Genomic DNA, 21957 nt, shown 5'->3' on the forward strand with positions numbered 1-21957 from the left:
CAGACAAAGCGCCCGTCTGACGTACAGTGTGAAATACCACCTTTAGCACCCGAGCAGGGTTTTCTTCCCCGCGCAGCATCTGCCTGAACCGAAAATAAAAGCCCCACGAACAGAAAACAGATAATTTTCTTCATTTTAAAACTCATACATTGTTATTGCTGATATGCCCGAGTTATCAGGATTATGAAACATTCAGCCAGCGTTGTCATAAGCCAGAATAATGTCACATTCACACCTGACATATATCCATCGCTGTTTATTTCTGTTCTGCCCTCCCTGCTCCGGCTCACGTCTGAACGTAGCGCTGCTGTTTCAGATGGCGCAGCAACACCCTGCCCTCCGGCATAAATGTTGTTCCGTAACGAACCAGCCCGGCATCTTTAAGTTCTGCATCAATGACATAATGCAACTCACCAGGCTGAGTCTGCTCCTGCATGGTCACGTCAACACGCTTAATACGTGGCTCATACTTCAGCAGAACATCTGAAAGCACGCGCATCAGTTGATGTGCTGTACCCGGCATTCCCTGCAGAATGGTTGTCATATCCGGCAGACCATAATCCGGAAGATGCTTAAGGCTTCCGGCCCGGGTATTCAGAATACGCTGCATGTTATCGAGCACCGAAAGAATAACCTGCTCTTCCTCACCGACCTGGTTTAACGCCAGCCCGCCAGCAAAATTGCCATAGAGAATTTCATAAAGGGAAGGACGCGGCATCACTATTTATCCTTCACCGGTAACAGCGTCAGGGTGTTACCGGATACTTCAATAAGACGGGGCGTGTCCGGTTCAAGCTCATCCCGGCTCAGCACCACCCGCCAGGTATTTTTCTTCTGGTCAGGCTCCAGAAACATTGCTGCCACACCGGTAAATTTCGCAGCATCATCCAGAGGCATATCCACGGTTACTGAGCCACCTGGCTGCATCCATACATCTTTCTGTGCAATGATATCACCTGCCAGAATTTCACTGTCCCCCGTAAAAAGCGCCTGATAATCCGCGCTGTCAAAATTCCGGTTGTCTTTAAGCTGATAAATCCGCACCACAACCGACAGGGGAATACCGGCAGCACTGGTGTTAATGGCCTCCCTTGCTCGAATATCCAGGTGAAGTGTTTTTATCTGTCGGTAAAACAGGGATTTCGTGGCAGATACCGTACCGTCTGCCACTCTTTGCGTCAGGCCACACCCTGATAACGACAGGGAAAACAACGCAATAATCAGACCGTAACCAGCCTTACCAGAGATAATCGCCATTTTCCTGAGTCTCCTTACGTTGATAATGTTCCTGAACCCGCTGATAACGCCCCAGACTGATGGTCATGACGCGTGCCGCTGAAGTCGTTATCTTTGCCTGTGTTCTCATTACTGCCGTGCGCCCCAGTTGCGGACTACCGGCTGCCGGCCGGCAACTGAGCCGGGCATCCGGTAACAGTGAACGCTCAACACAAAGTTGCAGACGTACATCCAGACGGCTTCCCAGATAAACGTGCAACAACGCCAGCAAATCAGAATACAGCTGCCCACCCGGTAACCAGCCCTGTACCTCACTGCCCGTCTGTGTTGAAAGCTGTAATAACACCTGTCCGTTCACATCCGTGGCATGATCGCCCATCACCGGGCGACTCTTCAGACTGACCGGATGATGAACACGCATGGCCAGCGGTGTTTTCAGCGGGATCCGTCGTCGGTCATGATGCCAGACACGGGCCTGTGTTCCGGGAGCCAGCAGCGTTACCAGTGATGTCAGCCCTTCAGCTGTTCTTCCGGGTAACAACATCAGGGGCAATAACGCCAGAAAACGCGATACCGGCGTGGCAATATTCTGTGCACATCCGGGGATCCCCAGTCTGGCCAGACCGAGCAGATACTGAGACGTTTTATCCTGCCCTCCCGCCTCAAAGGTGGCCGGGTACGAATATTTGCGCCAGATACGGTAATACTGGGTGATCAGACGATGACTGAATATATCGAGAAAATCCGCTGCCGCCTCATGGCCTTCCCGCTGCTGTGCAATATCACTGATATAGTGTGCCGGCAACGGAGACGTGACCCCGTAAAGTCCCATAAACGTCACATGTACAGTGGGTGGCAGATGGGATTCTTCAGGAATTACAGCGTCTTTTATTTCACTCGCAGGAAACCCCATTCCCGGGTATGGGCAAAAGCGAACCGCTTCCTGACGGGCCTGCCAGCCACTGCCAATGGGAGGCTGGTCTGGCTGGCTTTGTTCCAGCAACTGACAGAAGCGGTAAAAATTAATATACGGAAGCTGTTTCCGGTAACGGGTAATTAACCGGGCAGGCGCGGACTGTGATTTTCTTTCCACCGGATGCATTTTCCTTCAGGCTGAACAATCAGTGTGAGCTGATTGAACTGATTCATATCGGCATACAGGGCCAGGAAACGGTTGAGCATTTCGCCAAACAGGTGAACATCTCCCTCTCCGGCAAACCCGTTGCCATCAAGAGTTACCTCCATATCAAGCCCCCGGAGCAGAAACCCCTTTTCAAAACGCTGAATACGATGATGCTGTACAGCCAGAATGGCATCAAGCCGACGGTGATTAAGTTCATCGTCCCGCCAGTTATAAAGCGCCAGCGTGCCACGCAGCACTTCCGCACTGCTCAGCATGTTAAGAAATCCTGTCCCCAGATGACTCATCACCCGCCAGTGAAAACGATCTTCTGTCGGCGGATAAACCGGTAGCGTGGGTTTACAAAGATTACGTACACTGACCGGGGTCTGCAGTACCTGTTCACACCGATCAAGCAGCGTACTCTGCAACGCACGGCGGGGAAGCTGACCATTGGTACCTGTAATACGTAATGAGAGCGTTTCCCGCTCCGGCATCCGATCCGCCTCCCACCGCTGGCCACCAAGGATAAGCCATGTGTCATACATCCCCGTGACACCCCGCTTCACCCGGGTATGATAATAACGTTCGGGTGCATCATGGCGCAGCATTCCCCCACGATGACGGAAACTGGTAAAAGGCACGTACTCTGCACTGCCGGTTCGCCCGGAGCCCGTCACCGCATCCACTGAATATATCTCCGTATACCCATCCTGCAGACGCTTCGGGCGCAGCAGGTATTCGCTCTCCAGCCCATTGATGATGAGTGGATCGGCTTCAAGCGTAAAAAGGTTAATCACCGGCACACAATGCAGACACAGGGCATCGTCTGTCACAGGTAAATCTGCCGGCCAGGGCTGACTCAGCACCACCTCAAGATCAAATCCGGAAATACCTGCCGGCAGAGAAACATTCTCCAGTCCGTTCAGATGAACAAACATAAACTTTTCCCGAAAGGTGAAATATTCCAGCAATAACTGATACCCACTGAAAGCACTGTCACCTTTCGGCCACAGCCGATCTTCTTCTGCAAAACCGCCGGGTGAAAACCATCCGTCAATGCGGATCCGCTCATCATTTCCCGGCAGCCTCAGATACAGCGCAGCCAGACGCTTTGTCATCATCAGATGAAGGGTGCTGCTGACCGGGGCTTCTGCTGCCAGATACAGGCTCAGACGATGCAAATCGACCTGAGACCAGTCAGCCAGTTCACTGCAGGCAAAACCTATTTTCAGCACTGAGCGCCCGTCCGGCTCCGTAGTCATGACGACCTTCTCCACTGCCAGTGGATTCAGTGGTATGGCCCGGGTGGTACGGTAACGACAGACTGTATTTCCGGAGCCAACAGGGCGGGAAGTCACTTCCAGTCCGGCTGGTACGGTTTCAGCCATTTTCATGACGGATAACCGGGGAGTCAGTGCCACCACCGACAGGGACGGGATAGTACGCAGGTAATGAGGCCAGAGCATACTGACCAGACTTTCGGTGAGTTCCGGCAAATCATCGTCAATTTTCTGGCGCAGTCGTCCCATGGAAAAGGCAAAACCTTCAAACAGGCGTTCCACGCAGGGATCAGGCGTACCAGCTTTATCAAGATCCAGCATCGCCGCCCGATCGGGATGAGCCTGTGCAAACGCCTTTCCGGCTTCACGCAAATAACGCATTTCAGCGTCAAAATAACGCAGGGTTAAATCGTCCATTATCTTCTCAGAATAAAGCTAACTGTTCCGGAGACTCGCGCTCTGACTTCAGCCATGCCTCAAACAATCGTCCGAACTGAACGGCAAGTCTGATTTCCATAAGCGTGTTACAGGCTAATATAATTATCAGAAATATTATCACCAAATAAATCAGAAAAAATAAATGATATAATACTGTCTGATACCCCTGAGAAAAAGGGGCTATCGTGCTCCATCCAGAAATAATCAGAATCCCGGAAGACAAAACACCAAATATAAAAATTGCCAACTGCGACCTATATACACGTTTAAAATTAATACTAAAATCGTTATCTGAAAACATTCCTAACACAGGATATTTAAGAAAATAATGCAATCTTACATCCATTGAACAGATATTTTGGTCTGACATGTAACGAATGAGCTGATTACAATGCCATACTGGCAAATAAATCCCCATCTGTTCATAACAGAGTTTTATTCTTACCAGTGTATTTTTCGTTGCTGGCTCTTTTGTCAGTTTGTCAATACGGGCAAGAAGGGACTCCTTTTCAGATACAGGGATTTTCTCAAATCTGTATTTCCTGATATTCGGCGCATAGCCATAATGCTGCACAAACCATTTGACAAGAGGAATAATAATGATCGACAGAAGCGGTAACACCAGATTTTTAACTATATCCTGAAATGTTTTGTCCTGAAGATAATGCATGACAGACATCTCATGAGCTCCCCGGATTGCACAACACGGCAGCTCTGGCAGCATCAATGGCGATGAGCCCAGCAAGAAGATGTTCCATATCAGGCTGCAGACGCACCCTGTCACTTTCAGTTTTTGCGGACTTCATACGTAACAGTTTCAGGCGGCGGGCTTTTACCTCAAATACCAGTTCACGTTCCCATTGTGACAGGGTCAGCCGGGTTGCACGTTCATCCAGCTCCGCAAGCAGGTGCAGGGCAAGGTCATTTTTTCCTGTCTGTTCGGCAACACGGGCCATCAACAGGCGCAGTAACCAGTTGCTGCGGTCAGACTGAATACCGGGACGTGCCTGTAACCAGCTTAAAGCGGCTTCTGTTCCTTCATTATCCGCAATCTGCAGGGCTTCCGGCTCAAGAGATAAAATGTCGTTATCTCCGGAGGCTGCCGTTATCGTTACAGAAGGTTCTTCCGCCCAGCGTTCACCACACTCCATCACCTGCTGCTGTATCCAGCTCAGCGTCACGTCATCGGCAAACGGCATGCCGTCGTTAAAAGCCAGTGTCTCAAGCCCCGGCAGGCGCAGAAGCAATCCTTTCAGGTCATACTGAATAATGGCAGCATAATTTTCTTTTCCGGTCTGCAACAGCGCCTGATGAATATACCACTGCAGGTCCAGCCACAGATGACTGGCTCCCCGGGCAAACATATCGTCACACTGCTCAAGCAGTGACAACCAGTTCTGCTGCAGATACAACCGTTTCAGTGACGCACGCCGGTCCGGCCCCGGTGGTGCAATACGGGTCCGTCCATCTGCTGATAACGGCGGTAACTGATGCAGCGTGTCATGCCGGACGCTTTTCATCAGCCGATGAGCCGCCAGCCAGCCCTCAGGCTGGTCACGCAGATATTTTGCCAGAACACGAGCCTGTGACAGCAGTTCCTGTCCGGAGGTGATGGCAGATAATGCCGTGACGCTGCCGGATGTTACCGCCGGTGCCGGCGCGGCAGCCTCCTGAGGCACCACTGCATCAACACCACCGGCCTTCATCAGGCGATTTTCAAGTGCCTGATATAACCCGTTCAGCACCGGGGCGGAAGCCTCATCCGTAAAGGTCTGTTCTGCCAGCCACAGCGCCCCGGCAATACGCAGGGTATCCGCCTTCACCACCTCCGGATACAGAGACAGACTGTCCAGTATGCGGGCACTGCATAACCACTCCAGCGCCGCCTTCCTGGCCCGTGACCGTTGTGGATGCAGGTGCTCACCAAAACGCTGCAACAAACCGGTCAGCAGCTCCAGACCGTCGGCCAGACCTTTTTCACCATCCTGCCGCAGACGGGCCCAGATATACCAGGTTGCCACCCGGATATCTTTGGTTCTGGTAGTCAGTAATTTTTCCGCAAGCTGGCTGACAATTCCGGCATCGGCTCCGGAGAGTTTATTGACCTCTTCACGCATCTGCTGAAAATCATCATCGTACCCCGCATCATCACCTGCGGGATTATCTGGCGTCACGGGAGCAAGCCATTTATCCCACAGCGCAATACGCGCCTGAGCCGGTTCAGCCACATCCCGGGGTGTCGTCTGGCATACACTGAGGAGCGAATGAATGGAAGCCATCAGTCAGTCTCCTCCACGGAATCCCCGGCATCTTCGTCATTGCCTGTGAACGCCGATATACCGAAGAGTTCGAAAACCGTTTCCGGCAGAACAAAATTACGGAGTTTCAGCAATACAAGCGGCCCTTCCCCCGCTTCAGTTCGCAGTGTGTAATTCAGCATACGACCGTCCTGCGCCTGCCAGCTCAGGCTCCAGCCACTGGCAACGCCCGGTGCGGCTTTCCGTCGGGCCATCTCAAGCAGACGTATCAGCCCCCAGCTTCCCGGCAGGTCTGCATACTGACGGGTACCGGCCTGAGTGCTTACCCAGCTTAAACTGGCGCCAGGTGCTTCCGTATCAGCCGGCCAGGTAAATCGCTTCCATACCGGCATCTGATTAACATAAATCAGTTTCTGATTATCGGTTATCAGCGTCGTCTGCATCACACCGGCAGCAGTTCCCGGGCGCAGCTCAAAATGCAGCCCCGCGTTACCTGTGGTGAACGCCACATCCGCTATTTCACTCAGGGTATTGATGGCTTTCAGAAACGCAGGGTTGAATGTCAGCCCCCGGGTATTAATGGTATCCGGTACCCATCGATTGCCTTCCCTGCGCAACACACCACTCAGGTTATTCTGCAGAAAACGGGCAATACGTCCCGTGTCCGTATTCAGGTATTTTGCCAGCAGGGGAAGCGAAGCATCGCTGCTGACATTTTTAAACGGATAACGCCCGGAAAATGCATTATTCCAGCCATCCACCACCGCAGTACGCCACCGGGTATTCAGACTTTCTGCCGCGGGTGTAAGAACCTGCTGCCACGCCTGCTCCATCGGGCGAACAAAGACCGTCTGTCCGAAGCCATACCACTCCTGTCCGAGTCCGGCAGCGGCCAGGCTGCCGTAATCCCGGGTATCGGTTAAATCAACCGATTTCCCCTGCAATACTGTCTGTGCCAGCATCTGCATCATGGCCTGCGGGTCAGAAGAGCCGGCAATCTGTTGCAGACGCAGACGAACCTGTGTAACCCGGGTCAGATACGTCTGCAGATTCAGCATATCCGCGCTGTTGTTCTGATTATCCATCAGTGCAAGCACCGGCCCGAAAGTCGTCGCCAGAGGACCGTGAAGCCGGCTTTCCTGTGCTGTCACTGGTTGTTTTTCCTGTGAAAGCAGGTTTCTGGCAGATTTAACCAAGGAATCCGTAACCGCTTCCCGGGGCTGACCAGTACGCCCCTGAACCGCCAGCGTATTCATGAGTGCAACCAGGGGGGACTGGCGCACATCAGCCATCAGCGTCAGCTGCTCTGTCACATCAGACAGCGTCTGAGCCTGGCGTAACTGCAGGCTGTTCAGAAAATTCAGCCAGGCATTACGGCCTCTTCCCAGGCCTGGCGGGTAAACATACCGGGGACCACTTCATCTGTAAAAAAGAGGCGGGAGACATCTGTATCACCGGTCATATCCGTCAGACGCATATCCGCAAACTGATGTGCCACCCGTGCCAGCATTTTCTGATACAGCATGGCATCGCTGTTCTGTGTTCCCAGATGGCGAAGCAGCAGAGTCCTGCTCTGGCTGACCAGCTCTTCATCAGCCGTCAGCTTCCACTGAGGATGGGTAATAATTCCGGAGGCATAATACGCCAGCAGCGTCGGGCCGTTAGCCTGCCAGAAACCAGCACTCACACCGTCACGCTGTGGCCATTCCCGCATGAGCGTACGACTGAACCAGGCGGGCTCCATATGTTGCGGTTGCGCCAGCATCAGATACAGTCTGAGCTGGTCATAGGCGACTTTTGCCATTTCCCCCCGCTGCGGACTGTCCGGAGGAAGACGAATAAATGTCCTGAGCTGCTGCTCAAGATGAGCAGCAGCGGCATCACGCAGTAAAAGATGTGCATTTTGTGCATAAAGGGGCATTACGACCGCGAGCAGGTCTGCATTCTGATTCATACCGGCCCGCAGGTACCATGGCGCCCCGTGCTCCTCACGATACTGAAGGCGGACCAGGGATTTCTGCAGATTCAGCAACGCCTGCAGACGTTCTGCAAGAGACTGTTGCTGGTTCTGAACTGGACGAATCTGTTCCTGCACTTCAGCAACCAGACTCCGGTTTGCCAGAAAGGAAACCACCATTCCGGTTCCCTGAGCCATCATCAGTATGACCGCCATAACAATCAGACTTCTGCGCCAGTTATGACCTGTGCGGGAAGGCTGTAGCCGGACAGGTAATTGCTGCACTGTCTCCGGCAACGCCTCCCAGCGTTTGTCCATGCCCCAGTGATGCGGCACGCCACGTTCAGCACCGGCTGATGGCTGGCTGAACACCACCCCGGCAAGCGGCTGCGGGCGGTACGGGTTGAGCATCACCGACAGGGGAGCCACGACGCTGTCCGGTTCACGAATCAGTTGCTCAGCAAGCGTCAGCAGGAAGTTGTGTTTCACGTCATCACAGGTCTGTTGCAGACCCTGTGAGATCAGCGCTGGCGTTAGGGCAGTAAGTTGCTCAGCCAGGCCTTCCGCAGTACATCTGTCAGGCAGCAGACACCCCGCCGCCTGTACAACTCGCCCTTCCGGCTTACCGGCCCGCAGATGCAGGGACCAGACGTACAGGGGAAGTTTCCAGCCGAGCGTATCCATACGGGCGCTGATGGCATGCGACAGGGAATCCATGGTGCTGTCAGGCGGCACCGGCAGCGGCGGCTTCAGCCCAGGTGAGGAGAGCTGGTCAAAGGCCGACGTCACCCACACCAGGCCATCTACCGGACGACGGCGCAGCTTACGCAGCGCGGCCAGCCAGGCACTGTCAGCTGGGGTATTGAGGTCACCGCCCCATAGTAACAGCGTACCGCGATCTTCCAGCCAAAGCTGGGCCGTCAGGCCCGGGGTCAGTTGTTCCACCTCTTCGGCAGTGCCGGTTATGAGCAGAATGCGGATTTTACGTCCCCAGCGACGGCCGTAGAGACTACGCATGGCTTTACGGATGGTGTCGACGGTAAAACTCCGCGGTGCGGTCTGTTCAACGCGGCCTTCACTGGTCGGCAGTTCTTTCTTACGTTCAGCCTGAAAACGTGACCAGCGTTGTTTGAACGCTAACCCAATAGCCCTGCCATAACGAATTAACAACAACAGGATCATCGCCCCGACAATACACAGCGTTTTTAATCCATCGCTGTTCAGGCCAATTGCGTCCCCATGCGACCAGATGGCCCATGCCAGTAGAGCAGTAATGATCGCTGTAAAACCGAGGCCTCCCCAACTGCCACGCCACGCCGAACTATCCTTTGCCATTCGCCTGCTCTCCTGTTGTGACGGTATTCATAAATCGCTGTTTTTTATCATCAGAAAGCATCAGGCAGTTCCCCGTCAGTGTCACAATATCACTGGCGACAGCGGCCATAATCCACGGCGAGAAGGGGCCACTGCGTCCTGCGTACTCTTCCAGCCAGTGACACTGGTACGGTTTCCAGTGGCCTTCGTAGTTTTTAGCGCTCCCCAGCAGCGTGGAAAATACCTTGCCCCACGCAGTATCGTCCCCGAGAAGCACGTCTGTTTTGATAGCCTGTGACTGAATGGATAAAAAGGTATCAAAGGCTTGACTAAGATCTTCTGCCGGCTCAATTGACATGGGCCGTAGCAGACGGGCATGATGCCCGAAGTGGTATTTAGTGGCCACATCGTCAGAGGTCAGTAGCAGGGCTGCCAGCGCATCACTGTAAACGTCGCCCCCCTGCATCTGATGAATCAACAACAACTCGACATCCAGCGTCGGCGTTTTGATCCGCTCTTCAACCGACGAAAAGGAGCGGGTATTCAGGATCGTCAGGAAAGGTGCTGAGAGCGTGAGGCCGAAATGTTGGATCCAGGCGGCAGAAAAAGCCTTCTGCAAATGATCTTCGGGATCCGAAGCATCAGTGAGCAGTGTTACCCCAAATGGCAAATCAGCACAGTGTTGTATGAGTGATTCCTCAAGGCCACCAAGAAGGGCCGAAAACACATTTTCTCCCAAGGGGAGCGCGATACGCCTGCCAAGCGCATTGCTCTGTTCAAGCTCAGCAGGAGACTGTATAAAGCGCGCGGGCGTGAGTTCAGCGGGCAGGATCACCCTGCTGTACAGAACCGCCAGATAGCGTCCTGCCCAGTTAGTCCATTGTTGCTGCGCATATTCCGCTTCATCGGACTCAAACTGATGTTTGTCCATCGCATGGTTATACAGCCAGCTTCGTAAGCAAATTATCACTAACCAGAGAAAGAGTGGGCTTCCCGCTACGATCCAGAGATTAAATTTTTGCAATATTCCCAGAAACTGATTGGTATGGAGAACAAAAAGGAGCACTCCGGTGATTATTGCAACGAGACAGGCCATCAACCACAACATGGTTGATGGCTCTTCCGGCTCTGCGGTGATAGTGGCTTTCTGGCGTTCCCAGCTCATTATTTATCCTACTGAACAGTCCGGCGCACTGGAGATAACATGGCAGCCGCATTCACATTCGCACCCATCAACGACAACTTGTTTGCCATCAGATATCCATTCCGGAGCCCCTTCGATAATGGCATTGATACCATGTCCATCGACAGGACAATTAATCTCGTCGCCAACAAGTGCTACCTTTTTTCCATTCACGATCATGGTCGAAGAAGCAGAAATAACTTCGCCACCATGTGTTGTTTTATCTCCGAGTAATACAAATCCTTTGGACATATATCCTCCAATCAATATCATTTTCAATGTTAATTTTCTACACAGCGAAAACCATTACCAGGACCTTCATAATCAGGTTCGCTTTTCCCTCGTGTAATATCATACAAACCAAACATGGAACCCAAATAACCTCGAATCACTTTTTTGTCACCTTTATCTGGTCCTTGCGGATTTTTTTCAGGTGAGTTTTTATAATAATCTTCCGCATACCAGTCATTCATCCATTCATTTCCATTACCCATCATGTCATATAAACCTAAAGGGTTTGGAGGATACGAACCGACTGGAGCCATGTCATGAGTGAAGTTAAGTTTGTCATCTGGATCGTCAGGATTATATTGATTGTCACTATTTGCAAACTGGAAAAACTGGCCTCGGCTACGAGCTGCATATTCCCATTGCGCCTCGGTAGGTAAAGTAATAGATTTTCCTGAGACTTCCCCAATCCATTGACAGAAAGCTTTAGCATCATTCCAATTTACTGAGGCAGGGTAATGATCTCCTGTTGGTTTTCTAAAACGCTCACTTGTACTTTTTTTTGCGGCCCATAGATAATATTGATTCTTATCTTTTCCAGTTAATTTAATCCATTTATTAAAGTCGCCCCAGGTTACTTTGTTTTTTGTTATTTTAAAATCAGACAACTCAACCCAGTGTAATGGTTTATTGTCCTGAGCAGGGCTAAATGGCAATTTTTCTCCTACCAGAGGGCCAAAATCTCCCATTTGGAAACGCCCCCCTTTAACAGAAATCATGGAGTTAACAATCTCATCAGCGAATCGCTTCTCACTACCTGCATTACCTTTCGCATTATCACATCCAATGAGAACGACACCTGATATAAAGGTAATGATAATTTGCTTGCATTTACTCATGACAATCAAAGGTTCATCATTAAATATATTAATCAATTTTCTACACAACGAAATCCATAACCGGGCCCTTCTGTTTCCGGTTTATTACTTCCTCGCGTGATATTATACAAACCAAACATTGAACCTAAGTAGCCTCTGACCACTTTTTCCGTTCCATTAGCTGGCCCCTGGGGATCTTTTTCAGGAGAATGTTGGTAATAATCCTCAGCATACCAGTCATTGATCCAATCGTGCCCATTACCCATCATGTCATAAAGCCCCAATGGATTGGGTGGGAAAGAACCAACTGGAGAATAGTCGTGAGTAAAATTAAGTTTTGAATCGGGAACACTTAGGTCATAGACATTATCACTGTTAGCAAATTGTCTAAATTTACCACGACTTCGTGCAGCATATTCCCATTGTGCCTCAGTAGGTAAGGCGATTTTTTTTCCTGTAACGTCGCCAACCCAGTGACAAAAATCAAAAGCATCTTTCCAGTTAGCAACCGCAGGGTAATCATCACCAATGTACTTAAGCATACGTTCATCGTATTTACTTTCAACTTTTCTATTTGAAATTTTCTTATAATATTTATTGGTGTCTTTGTTAGTCATAGATAGCCATAAATTAAACTCCCCCCAAGTTATTCTATTTTTTGTCATTTTAAAATCCGTTAAATCAACCCAGTGAAGCGGCTTGTTATCATTATCAGGACTAAACGGTAGTTTTTCTCCAATGAGAGTTCCAAAATCTCCCATTTGATAACGCCCACCTTCAACTGTCACCATTGAATCAACAATCTGCGAAGCTAATTTACTTTGTTCTTTTCGGCTTTTTTCTTCATTGCAACCAGTAATAACGAAGATACTAATGGCTATAATAAAAGTAACTTTATTCATTTACTCACCTCCATGCCATTAACAACAACCCTAGTGCAACTCTCCATCAAAAAAGGAGAAACCTCTACTAATGATTTCAACTCATTACCACGAATATCTATTGATTCTGGCAAGCTTTCATATATTGAAATTAAATTTTTAGCGTAATGACTGGGAAAGACTTTAACTGTGGATGAATTTGGGATGATATTTCCTACCCCATATGTTTGAACCTCTTCTCCCAATGCAAGAAAATCTGCTACCTTCTGTTGATTTGATTGCCATGAACCAGAGATTTCGAATGTTTTAGATAGGTGCTGCATAACATTTTCATAATCTCGTTTTGACTGAATCCAACGTAATGACAACAGCACAGCCCGTTTTCTTGCACTATATGTCACCAGACCTTCACACTGAGTTTGGGCATGGCTTGCGGGGCTGGCAACATCATCCCAAAAATTTCGCTCGATCAACGAAGCTATTGCTGCACCTTTACTTTCGGGAGGTGAATACTTTAAACATTCTCCTTGTGTATCTAAAATGTGCTCCATTAACTGTACACGCCGTTCCTTTTCATCCCAGCTATCTCTTAACTTTTCTAATAACAGGTCTGTCTCTTTTCCTAAATTATTAGCCAACTGATTAACGCCGTACATACCGATAAGCAGCGGTAGAGCACAGAATGCATAAAAATCGCCTTCTCTGATTACATTCTCTGATAGTTTAATGTAATCAGCATTACGAAGCATATAAGTTAAACAGGGCATAAAATCAGTCATAATCGCTATACCATCTATATCAAAAGCGACACTTCCTTTTCCGCCGCCCCCCCAGCACATGCCACCACGAGCAAGAACTTTAACTCTTCCATTTTCATAACTGAACCTAAAGGTACCACTCCATCCCACCCCAAATTGGGCTGCAGTACCTACAGCAACCTTCGCTAACTGTGTATATTTTGATTTTTTATTGTCGGGATTTAACCACTTAATCGAACCAGCCAAGTTTACTGATGCCTGGGCTCCGGCAAAGACGGTTAATTCCCCTGTTACTTCCGGCTCTTTCACCATCTGGCTGATATCAATTTTACGTTGTCCGGGAGCGGGAACTGCTCCATCACCTGAAGGGCCCGGGACGCCTTTTGCCCAGTTGCTTTTCACCGATACCCCCAACTCAACACCTAAGCTTGCACCAACACTGCCCGCCAAAGTCAGTTCAAAATCAAAACGTAATACCCCCAGGCACCCCATTCCTCCGCCCATTTCAGGCTTCAGGGGATAAGTCATCGTAATACCATGTATGTCCGGAAGTGACAGGGTTAATTTACTTTTAGACTCAGCGAGGGCGAGACTTGCATATGCACTCGCTTTTCCGCTGGTGACAGCTTCTTTTTTTATTTTTTTACCTTGATTACGAAAATCCACTTCAAACGGATTTAATTCTTCCGTCAGACCTGCCCCATAAGTCCAGCGCATAAGCTGAGACTGAGCATCAAAACCAAATCTATCTCCCTGATAAGGGGAATGTTTGAGGCTGTCATTCATATCCCTCGCCCATTGCCCAAGAATACCTGTATGCTGTTCTAATAAATCCTGCTCAACTTTCAGCATTTTTGGTTTTACTTTGCTTATCTGCGTTTTCAGCTTATCGTAATCGATCTTTTCTCTTGTCCTTGTATTTCCCTCATTATCAGTATATGTCTCTGATATAACAAAGCTCTTACCACCGGATTTTTTATCACTATTTTCAAGCGGATAGCGTCGCCATTTGCTGTCAATTTGATCTGAGCGGACATAAATGTAACGAACACCTTTCATGCCACCCCGGACTTCGATTAACTCCATCAGGCCAACAACACTTTTGCTGCTATTATCAAGGAGTGTGGTCTTCGGAAGCTCCTCTATTGCTGAAAGCGTCATCAATTTAACTTTCAATTGTTTATTCAGTTCATCGAGCCGCTGAACTTCCTGTTGTATTTGAGTTTGCAGTGCGGCACGTTCACTAATTTGCCCCCAGTTTAGTCTGGTACACTGTGAAGTTAAATCATCAATACGCATCTGCGTATCAACCTGGTGGCCTAACAGTTTATTCAGGGCATTACTTTCCTGTTCCAGTTCATCGCCGTCAACAGCCAGAAATGTTTCGCTGTCAGCGTGAAAATAAAGGCGGGTACCTGATACATAGCTGGCTTTAATGCCCTTTGCCTGCATCCCTGTTTTGCCACTACCATGAACGGTTGCTGTATTCCCCATGAAGGCAACTCCTGCTATTTGTGTTCTGATTAAATCAGGATTTCTTATCCAAGTTCAATTTTGAGCTTTTCAGATAATGCCGTGAATATTTCAGCTGTATTCCCGTCTGAATCCGTTATACCGGAAAAAACATCGCCTTTACTGGTCGTAATGCGATAGCGCGTATTCGGAGCAGGCTGTCCTGTTTTTTCGTCGTGCGCAACAAAATATTCACTGTATCCACCGGGAAATTCCGGTACGGAAGAGGTATAGTTTGCGGTTCCCATTTTCTGCGCATTAGCACATTTCCACAGCACATTACCTTCACAACCCAGAATGATGTTCTTACCCGTTATCTGGATAAATGAGCCATCCAGGTTTTTTAGCACGACATCTTTCGCCGCCGTGATTTCAACCCGCCCTTCCGTGCTGGTTACGGTCACATCCTTTTTGGCTATCGCATCAAGCGCATCATCCTGAGCCTGAATTTCTACTTTGCCCTTAGCAGCAAAGAGTTTCATCCCGGCTTTACGGGCCAGCATGCTCACAGCTTCACCGGCCGCCACCGTAAAGCGCTTCAGCGCACTAATATCAGTGTTTTCCTGGGACGTAATCCCCACACTGGCACTCCCTGACGCCATGCGAACTGCTCGTGGACTGGTGATGCTCACCCCTTCCGGCGCATTCAGCACCATTCCCGGCCGGGCCAGGTCTTTCAGGGCGTCCGTCAGCTTAACCTGGCTCTGAATATCTGCTGGCAATGCCTCTGCCGTTTCGGCAGCATCAGAGAGACTTCTGGCAATACTTAATGCATTTTCCAGTTGAGCTATCGCTTCCTTCATCGACAACATCTTATCGCTGGCAAACGGCTGTTTATCGGCGGTAATAAACACCCCAGCACCACCGCGAATGGAAATATGCCGATCGGTGCGCAGTTCTGCCCCCTCACCACGAAGCTCCCTGGAAGCGTCTACATTGTGACCTAAATTAAGCTGCGTCTTCCCCCCGTACTCAGTACTGAGCTTGATATGCTCCTCACCGCGTTTGTCCTCCATCCGCAACTTGTTATTTGCCGGCGTACGGATAACATTGCGCGTACCGTTCTTATCGGTAACGTGATCAACATGACGTGAATCATGCAGGGCATGCGCAATATAGGGACGATCCGGATCACCTTCCTCAAAGGCAATGGCCACTTCCGTTCCCTGAATCAGCGGAAAATGAAAACCATAAGCATCACCACTGTAGGGTTTGGCCAGACGTACCGGCATGCTTTCCTGTCCCGGATTTTTATCATCACGGTCAGCATCAAATTTCACCCGGTACATACCTGATGCATCCTGCCAGGCGTAGATATCCCCTTCTTTTGCACTGGCCACACGGGCCGTCATGGTACCGGTAACTTTCGGACGCGGCAGTAAAGGAGGACGCCAGCAAATAACTTCACTGTAAGGAACGCCCTTCAGTACAACTTGCAGGGCATCCTTGCGACTTGCAGAAAAACCGACACAGGTAAGCAACACCGGATTGCGCAGCAGCGTAGGTAACGTCGGCGGAAGACTGTCGGTGATAGTCAGAACCTGAGCAGGTGCCAGCGTGGCGTCTGTACTGTTGCCGGTTATCCGTACCTGTTCCGCCAGATAACGTTCATGACCAAGGCGGGCATAAAAATTGGCCGTCTCCGGCACCGGGTCGATTTTATCCCCCCGTTCCAGATGACGGAAATGGTAGTGGTACACCTCACCATAGTTAATTCCGTCACCATCACCATGCGTCATGTCTGCCGGGGCGGACTGCAACAGATATTGTGCTTCACGATGGTTATAAGCCTTTGTGGTGACACTGGCCTCTGCCACATTGTGCGTCACATTCAGCCCCCACACTGAATCCGCTCTGTTATCATTCATTCCGGACGGACTGTTTATCGCCAGCGTCTTATCAAACGTCAGCGCTGCCTGGCTGTCACCAAAATGCACCACTTCCGTCTGCGTGTCCGGTTGCAGGGTGAAAAAATAAAAAATCCCCACTTCAGCCAGCAAACGCTGAATAAATTGCAGGTCACTTTCCTGATACTGGTTAATCTGTTCACGCTTCGGATACGTTTTTTTGAGACGGAACTCAAACTCCCAGCCTTTCAGGCCGTGCTCCTGGAGAACCTCTGTCACCACCTCCGGCACCGATTTGTTAACGAAAAATCGGTGAGAACGATGCTGCCTGTCCAGTAGTTTAATAAATGGTTCCAGTATCACCTGGTATTTTGCCTGGTCGGCGGAGCCCGATATACGGCGAAAATCTGTAATGACACCATGTACTACTTTCTGGCTCACCTGCTCCTTAAGCCCTCCCGTACCCATTGTAAATGTGGCTGATTTACGCAGCAGCAGCCCGGCATCCAGGTCGTTGTCAGTACTGGTAAAATTGATGATGTAATAATAGGTCTGACTCATCTCCTCCCTGCCGCTGAAATGCTCAACATCCAGTGGTGACGGGCAGGAGGGAATAATTAAATGGTAACGATTCAGGGAAGCAGAGATAGTTTTTGAAAGTGTATCTGTCAGACTCATATTGTTAACTCCATGTCTGTACCGGTATTGAACTGCAATTATATAATGATGACCGTTAAACTTTATTTTCAGAGAGAATTACTGATAATCATCCCATTCATCGTAAATATATGCATATGCAAATCGATACATCAGATAACCGACAAAAAATAACGCAACAGAGAGCCCTCCCCACAGATATTTAAATTCAGAAGATGAGAGAAAAAAGAACCAGACTGTAAATACAATACCCGACGCACCTAACCCCATACCTGCGCCACGGATAAATCGGGAAAGCATTATAAGTAATGTTCTTTTTATCTTCATAAACCACCGAAAAAATATTCGCATATCCGGTCAAACTCAGCCGAATTTCGGTCTGCGACAATACAGGCTCGTTCAAACGGGCGCACAATATCTTCAACAAGAAAGTACAAAAGGTCCAAATTCCCCTGAGCTTTCAGCTTATCATGCAACACCGGATTTCTGTCTTTCAGAAAACGGGATGTGTAAATCGCACGCGATGTCTCTGCGCCAACAGATAATAACAATCCGGCAAAACTCCCTGCAAAAAAAGCAGCCAGCCCTCTGGATACCAGAACCTCTCCCAGTTTAACCCCGGTCAATTCAGCAAATGCCATTCTACCTGCCAGATCTCCTGAAACGTTCTTCACAATGGAGCCTATTTTTTCCATATTGATCCGGGATACAAAGTCTTCAAGACAAATACTGATAATTTTCCCAATAATATCACGGCTGAAAATGCCTTTTTCTACCAGTCTGGCCATTCTGAATTTGTCATTCTGGTTTTCCCGCCTATGCCCGGTATCTATAAAATCATATCCCATATAACCGAGACTGACTGGCAAAGATATGAGTCCCTTCCCGACGGCACCCAGAAACCCATCCCCATCAATATTTACGGCCTCCAGCATATCCCGGGCAATTTCTTTAGCACTGTCCATATATGCTTTCCTGCGGATAATCGCTATTGATTCCATCAAACGCTATCACAATACCATCCTCATCATTCCACGTCAGAGACAGGTACGTCGGATGCTGTCTGGCAGCAAGATAGCTGAGCAACTGCCGGCTCAGTACCGGCAGCAGCTGCTGGTTCAGCAGACTCTCCACATTCCGGGCGCCGGTATCCGGCAGCAGGCAGGCTGACGTCAGGGCATCGTACAGACGTTCATCAACCGATGTGCTCAGTCCATAGTGGCAGTGCAGGCGTTCACAGACCTGTGCAAGCTTCATCTCCACAATGGTGCGCATGGCAGACGGTGTCAGCGGACGGTAAATCACGGTCTGGAAACGGGCGAGCAGTGCAGGCTGGAAGTGGTCGCGCAGTATCGGGCGCAGCAGTTCGTGCAGGCTGGCCTCAGTGGCTTCCGGTTGTTCGTCCAGCAACTGCATCAGGTGGTCGCTACCGAGATTGGAGGTCATCAGTATGACCGTATTACGGAAGTCAATTTCACGCCCCTCGCCGTCGCGCATAAAGCCCCGGTCAAAAACCTGATAAAACAGATTCAGTACATCCCGGTGGGCCTTTTCCACTTCATCCAGCAGCACCACGCTGTAAGGGCGTTTACGTACAGCTTCCGTCAGAATCCCCCCCTGACCGTATCCCACGTACCCGGGCGGTGACCCCTTAAGCTGGGAAACCGTATGGGGCTCCTGGTATTCCGACAGATTGATGGTAATCAGTGATTTTTCGCCGCCGTACATCACGTCTGCCAGCGCCAGTGCCGTTTCGGTTTTTCCCACACCACTGGGACCAACCAGCAGGAACACGCCCTGGGGACTGTTACCGGATGTCAGACCCGTTTTCGCCGCACGCAGACGCTGCGCAATGGACTCCAGTGCCACGTCCTGTCCGACCACCCGTCTGCCGATATCCTTTTCCAGATGCAGCAGTTCCGTCTGTTCGTCCTTCATCAGTGAAGATAACGGCACCCCGGTCCAGTCCGCGACCACACCGGCCACGGTGCGTACGTCAACATCCACACTGAGCAGGGGCTGATTCTGCTGAATGTCGTGCAGTGCCTGCTGCAGGTGATGTGTCTCACTCTGACGGGAAATATCGCTGCGGCTTTCAAGTAACTCACCGGTGAGTTCGCGCTCCCGGGCGTACTGCTGTTCCAGGTCATCACGTGCTGTCATCAGCACATTCTCTTCCTGCTCAATGGCAGACAGACGTTCGCCGTGATTCTGATGACCAACGGCAATATCTTCCAGCAGCGCCTGTTTTTCCATACCGAGGGAAGCGAGCTGCGAACGGATACGGGTCAGCTGTTCCGGCACCGTGTCGAGGCTCATACGCACACGGGCAGCAGCGGTATCGAGCAGGTCAACGGCCTTGTCCGGTAGCTGACGTTCTGTCAGATAACGGCGCGACAGCGTGACGGCGGCGCGTACCGCCTCATCGGTGATGTGCACGTTATGATGTTCCGCATAACGGGATTTCAGGGAGCGCAGCATCAGACAGGCCGTCTCATCATCCGGCTCGTCCACTTTGACCATCTGAAAACGCCGCTCCAGGGCTGCATCACGTTCAAAGTATTGTTTGTACTCAGACCAGGTGGTGGCAGCAATGGTGCGCAGTTCGCCCCGCGCCAGCGCAGGCTTCAGCAGGTTGGCCGCATCCGCGCCGCCGGCCTGATTACCGGCCCCGATAAGGGTATGGGCTTCATCTATAAACAGCAGTACAGGAGCCGGTGACTGCTGCACGGCATCAATCACGTTTTTCAGACGCTGTTCAAATTCACCCTTCACGCCGGCACCGGCCTGCAGCAGACCGAGGTCGAGGGTACGCAGGGTGACGGGTCTGAGTGATTCCGGTACGTTACCTTCCGCAATACGCAGGGCGAGCCCTTCCACCAGAGCCGTTTTCCCCACACCGGGGTCCCCCACCAGAATCGGGTTATTCTTGCGGCGGCGGGAGAGAATATCCACCATCTGACGGATTTCCGTATCGCGCCCCGATACCGGGTCAATTTTCCCCTCTCTCGCACTGGCCGTGATGTCCCGGGTGAATTTATCCAGCGCACGCTGTAACACCGGCGGCAGGTCACCTGACGGTATACCCGCCGTATCCGCACCGACGGGACGCCCGATAAAGGTCACATTGTCTCCCTGAGGCAGCACAGGCTCTGCATCCTGTAATCTCTCCGGACGCTCATCAGACTGCGCATCCAGCAGCGGGGACAGACGCTGCAACTGGCTCTGACTCAGTGTCAGCAGGGGCCACAGCCCGTCACAGCGAACCAGGTGCGGATTTTCCGTCAGGGCACCCAGCAGATGCACGCTGCGGATATGTTCTTCTCCCTGTAACGATGCCACCATCCAGGCCTGTTTCAGCAGGGCATTCAGGGACTGCGCAAGCTGCGGGCGACTGCGTACGCTACGGGGCTGGTTATCCAGCCAGCCGAGCAGCGACTGCCATATCGCGTCCATATTCCAGTCATAACGCCTGCCCAGCACGGTAAGGTCTCCTTCCCCCTGCTCCAGCAGTTTCAGTAACCAGTGCTCCGGGGTGATTTCTGCATGGGCCCGGGTCTGGCAAAGGGAGGCGGCGCCTTCCAGTGCACGGGCACAGTAATGATTAAGACGACGTAACAGGGCTGCCGAATTTTCCATGTTATTCACTCACTGTCAGGAGACCGTCAGGCACGCTACCGCCCTTCGCCGTAACCCAGGCGCATCAGGTCTGTGTTCAGGATTGAGAATTTTTTCTTCAGCACCCGCCAACAGATGCTGAAGAAAAAATAAAAATGACGGACAGGATGCCCTGTCCGTCCGGCAGAATTACGCGGTGGTACGCTCACTCCATGCGTCGGAATGAATGATGTTGCCGTCCTTGTAAGTCCAGGTGATTTTCTCGTAGCGCAGTTCCACCTGTTCAAGGTGGTTATGCTTCTCATAAACGGGATTCTTGATGTCGTGCATGACCGGGTTAACCTTCACCACCTTCACGTTCTCAAGCTTCGTATTGAAGTACTCCACCTCCTGACCGGCGTCATTGATTTTGTACCACTTAAATTCAGCAGACTTCAGGGTCTGCCCGGTGGTCACGGCCTTGTAAAGGTACGGGCTGGAAGAATCAATTTCCTTGGTAAACAGGAACGGTGTGTGAATACGGGTGCCGGTCAGCTTACCGGTGTTGTTATCCGTCGGGATGTAGAGGCAGTGCTCCTGAGCCACCACCTCAATGCTGCCCTCACGGTCCTGAACATCCACAGACCCTTTGATATCTGCACCGCCATCATCTTTCAGCCACAGATAAACTGGAATTGCCATAAAAATTACTCCGTTATGTTTTCTGATGCGCCCTCTTCCGGCGCAGGGGAAGCGTCCGGCAGACGACAGGCATCGGCCTGCGGTACCAGACTGATTTCAACACGGCGG

15 protein-coding genes and 2 pseudogenes are annotated in these 21957 nt (G+C 50.7%); all 17 read right to left on the reverse strand.

Annotated elements, in window-relative coordinates; genetic code table 11:
- Positions 1–134 (reverse strand): annotated as a pseudogene (locus FFT88_RS25730) (hypothetical protein); the annotation flags it as partial.
- 152 nt (positions 135–286) lie between these two features.
- Positions 287–718, reverse strand: coding sequence for a type VI secretion system baseplate subunit TssE (gene tssE / locus FFT88_RS23390; RefSeq protein ID WP_096839422.1), 432 nt, complete (start codon positions 716–718; stop codon positions 287–289).
- A 2-nt stretch (positions 719–720) separates the two neighbouring features.
- A complete protein-coding gene (tssJ, locus tag FFT88_RS23395; protein ID WP_135405954.1) occupies positions 721–1257 on the reverse strand; it encodes a type VI secretion system lipoprotein TssJ in 537 nt (178 codons plus the stop codon).
- Entirely contained in the window at positions 1238–2338 is a 1101-nt protein-coding gene (gene tssG / locus FFT88_RS23400) for a type VI secretion system baseplate subunit TssG (protein ID WP_135405955.1), read from the reverse strand. Before tssG ends, tssJ begins: the two co-directional genes overlap by 20 nt.
- Complete coding sequence (tssF, locus tag FFT88_RS23405; RefSeq protein WP_135405956.1) at positions 2293–4056, reverse strand: type VI secretion system baseplate subunit TssF; 1764 nt, start codon at positions 4054–4056, stop codon at positions 2293–2295. Before tssF ends, tssG begins: the two co-directional genes overlap by 46 nt.
- Positions 4057–4063: 7 nt before the next feature.
- Complete coding sequence (locus FFT88_RS23410; protein ID WP_171026935.1) at positions 4064–4756, reverse strand: type VI secretion protein; 693 nt, start codon at positions 4754–4756, stop codon at positions 4064–4066.
- Position 4757: 1 nt separating this feature from the next.
- Positions 4758–6356: a type VI secretion system protein TssA gene (tssA, locus tag FFT88_RS23415; RefSeq protein WP_109955298.1), complete on the reverse strand. Its 1599-nt coding sequence runs from the start codon at positions 6354–6356 to the stop codon at positions 4758–4760.
- A pseudogene (locus tag FFT88_RS23420) lies at positions 6356–9627 on the reverse strand (ImcF-related family protein). The gene tssA and the pseudogene FFT88_RS23420 overlap by 1 nt, the downstream one beginning before the upstream one ends.
- Positions 9614–10771 carry a hypothetical protein gene (locus tag FFT88_RS23425; RefSeq protein WP_135405957.1) on the reverse strand — a complete coding sequence of 386 codons (1158 nt, stop codon included), beginning with the start codon at positions 10769–10771 and terminating at the stop codon, positions 9614–9616. The pseudogene FFT88_RS23420 and the gene FFT88_RS23425 overlap by 14 nt, the downstream one beginning before the upstream one ends.
- 3 nt (positions 10772–10774) lie before the next feature.
- The gene (locus FFT88_RS23430) at positions 10775–11041 is read right to left on the reverse strand and encodes a PAAR domain-containing protein (protein ID WP_032252198.1); all 267 of its coding nucleotides are present in this window, start codon (positions 11039–11041) and stop codon (positions 10775–10777) included.
- A 29-nt stretch (positions 11042–11070) separates the two neighbouring features.
- The gene (locus tag FFT88_RS23435; RefSeq protein ID WP_240731092.1) at positions 11071–11952 is read right to left on the reverse strand and encodes an SUMF1/EgtB/PvdO family nonheme iron enzyme; all 882 of its coding nucleotides are present in this window, start codon (positions 11950–11952) and stop codon (positions 11071–11073) included.
- Complete coding sequence (locus tag FFT88_RS23440; RefSeq protein ID WP_135405958.1) at positions 11949–12797, reverse strand: SUMF1/EgtB/PvdO family nonheme iron enzyme; 849 nt, start codon at positions 12795–12797, stop codon at positions 11949–11951. Before FFT88_RS23440 ends, FFT88_RS23435 begins: the two co-directional genes overlap by 4 nt.
- Complete coding sequence (locus tag FFT88_RS23445; protein WP_135405959.1) at positions 12794–15028, reverse strand: hypothetical protein; 2235 nt, start codon at positions 15026–15028, stop codon at positions 12794–12796. The genes FFT88_RS23440 and FFT88_RS23445 overlap by 4 nt, the downstream gene beginning before the upstream one ends.
- Positions 15029–15072: 44 nt before the next feature.
- Complete coding sequence (gene vgrG, locus FFT88_RS23450; protein WP_135405960.1) at positions 15073–17571, reverse strand: type VI secretion system tip protein VgrG; 2499 nt, start codon at positions 17569–17571, stop codon at positions 15073–15075.
- Positions 17572–17873: 302 nt separating this feature from the next.
- Positions 17874–18515, reverse strand: a complete 642-nt coding sequence (locus tag FFT88_RS23460) for a hypothetical protein (protein WP_135405961.1) — start codon at positions 18513–18515, stop codon at positions 17874–17876.
- Positions 18502–21189: a type VI secretion system ATPase TssH gene (gene tssH, locus FFT88_RS23465; protein WP_135405962.1), complete on the reverse strand. Its 2688-nt coding sequence runs from the start codon at positions 21187–21189 to the stop codon at positions 18502–18504. Before tssH ends, FFT88_RS23460 begins: the two co-directional genes overlap by 14 nt.
- A 168-nt stretch (positions 21190–21357) precedes the next feature.
- A complete protein-coding gene (hcp, locus tag FFT88_RS23470; protein WP_001007315.1) occupies positions 21358–21849 on the reverse strand; it encodes a type VI secretion system effector Hcp in 492 nt (163 codons plus the stop codon).
- Positions 21850–21957: the final 108 nt, after the last annotated feature.

Source organism: Escherichia sp. E4930 (assembly GCF_005845405.1).
GTDB lineage: Bacteria > Pseudomonadota > Gammaproteobacteria > Enterobacterales > Enterobacteriaceae > Escherichia.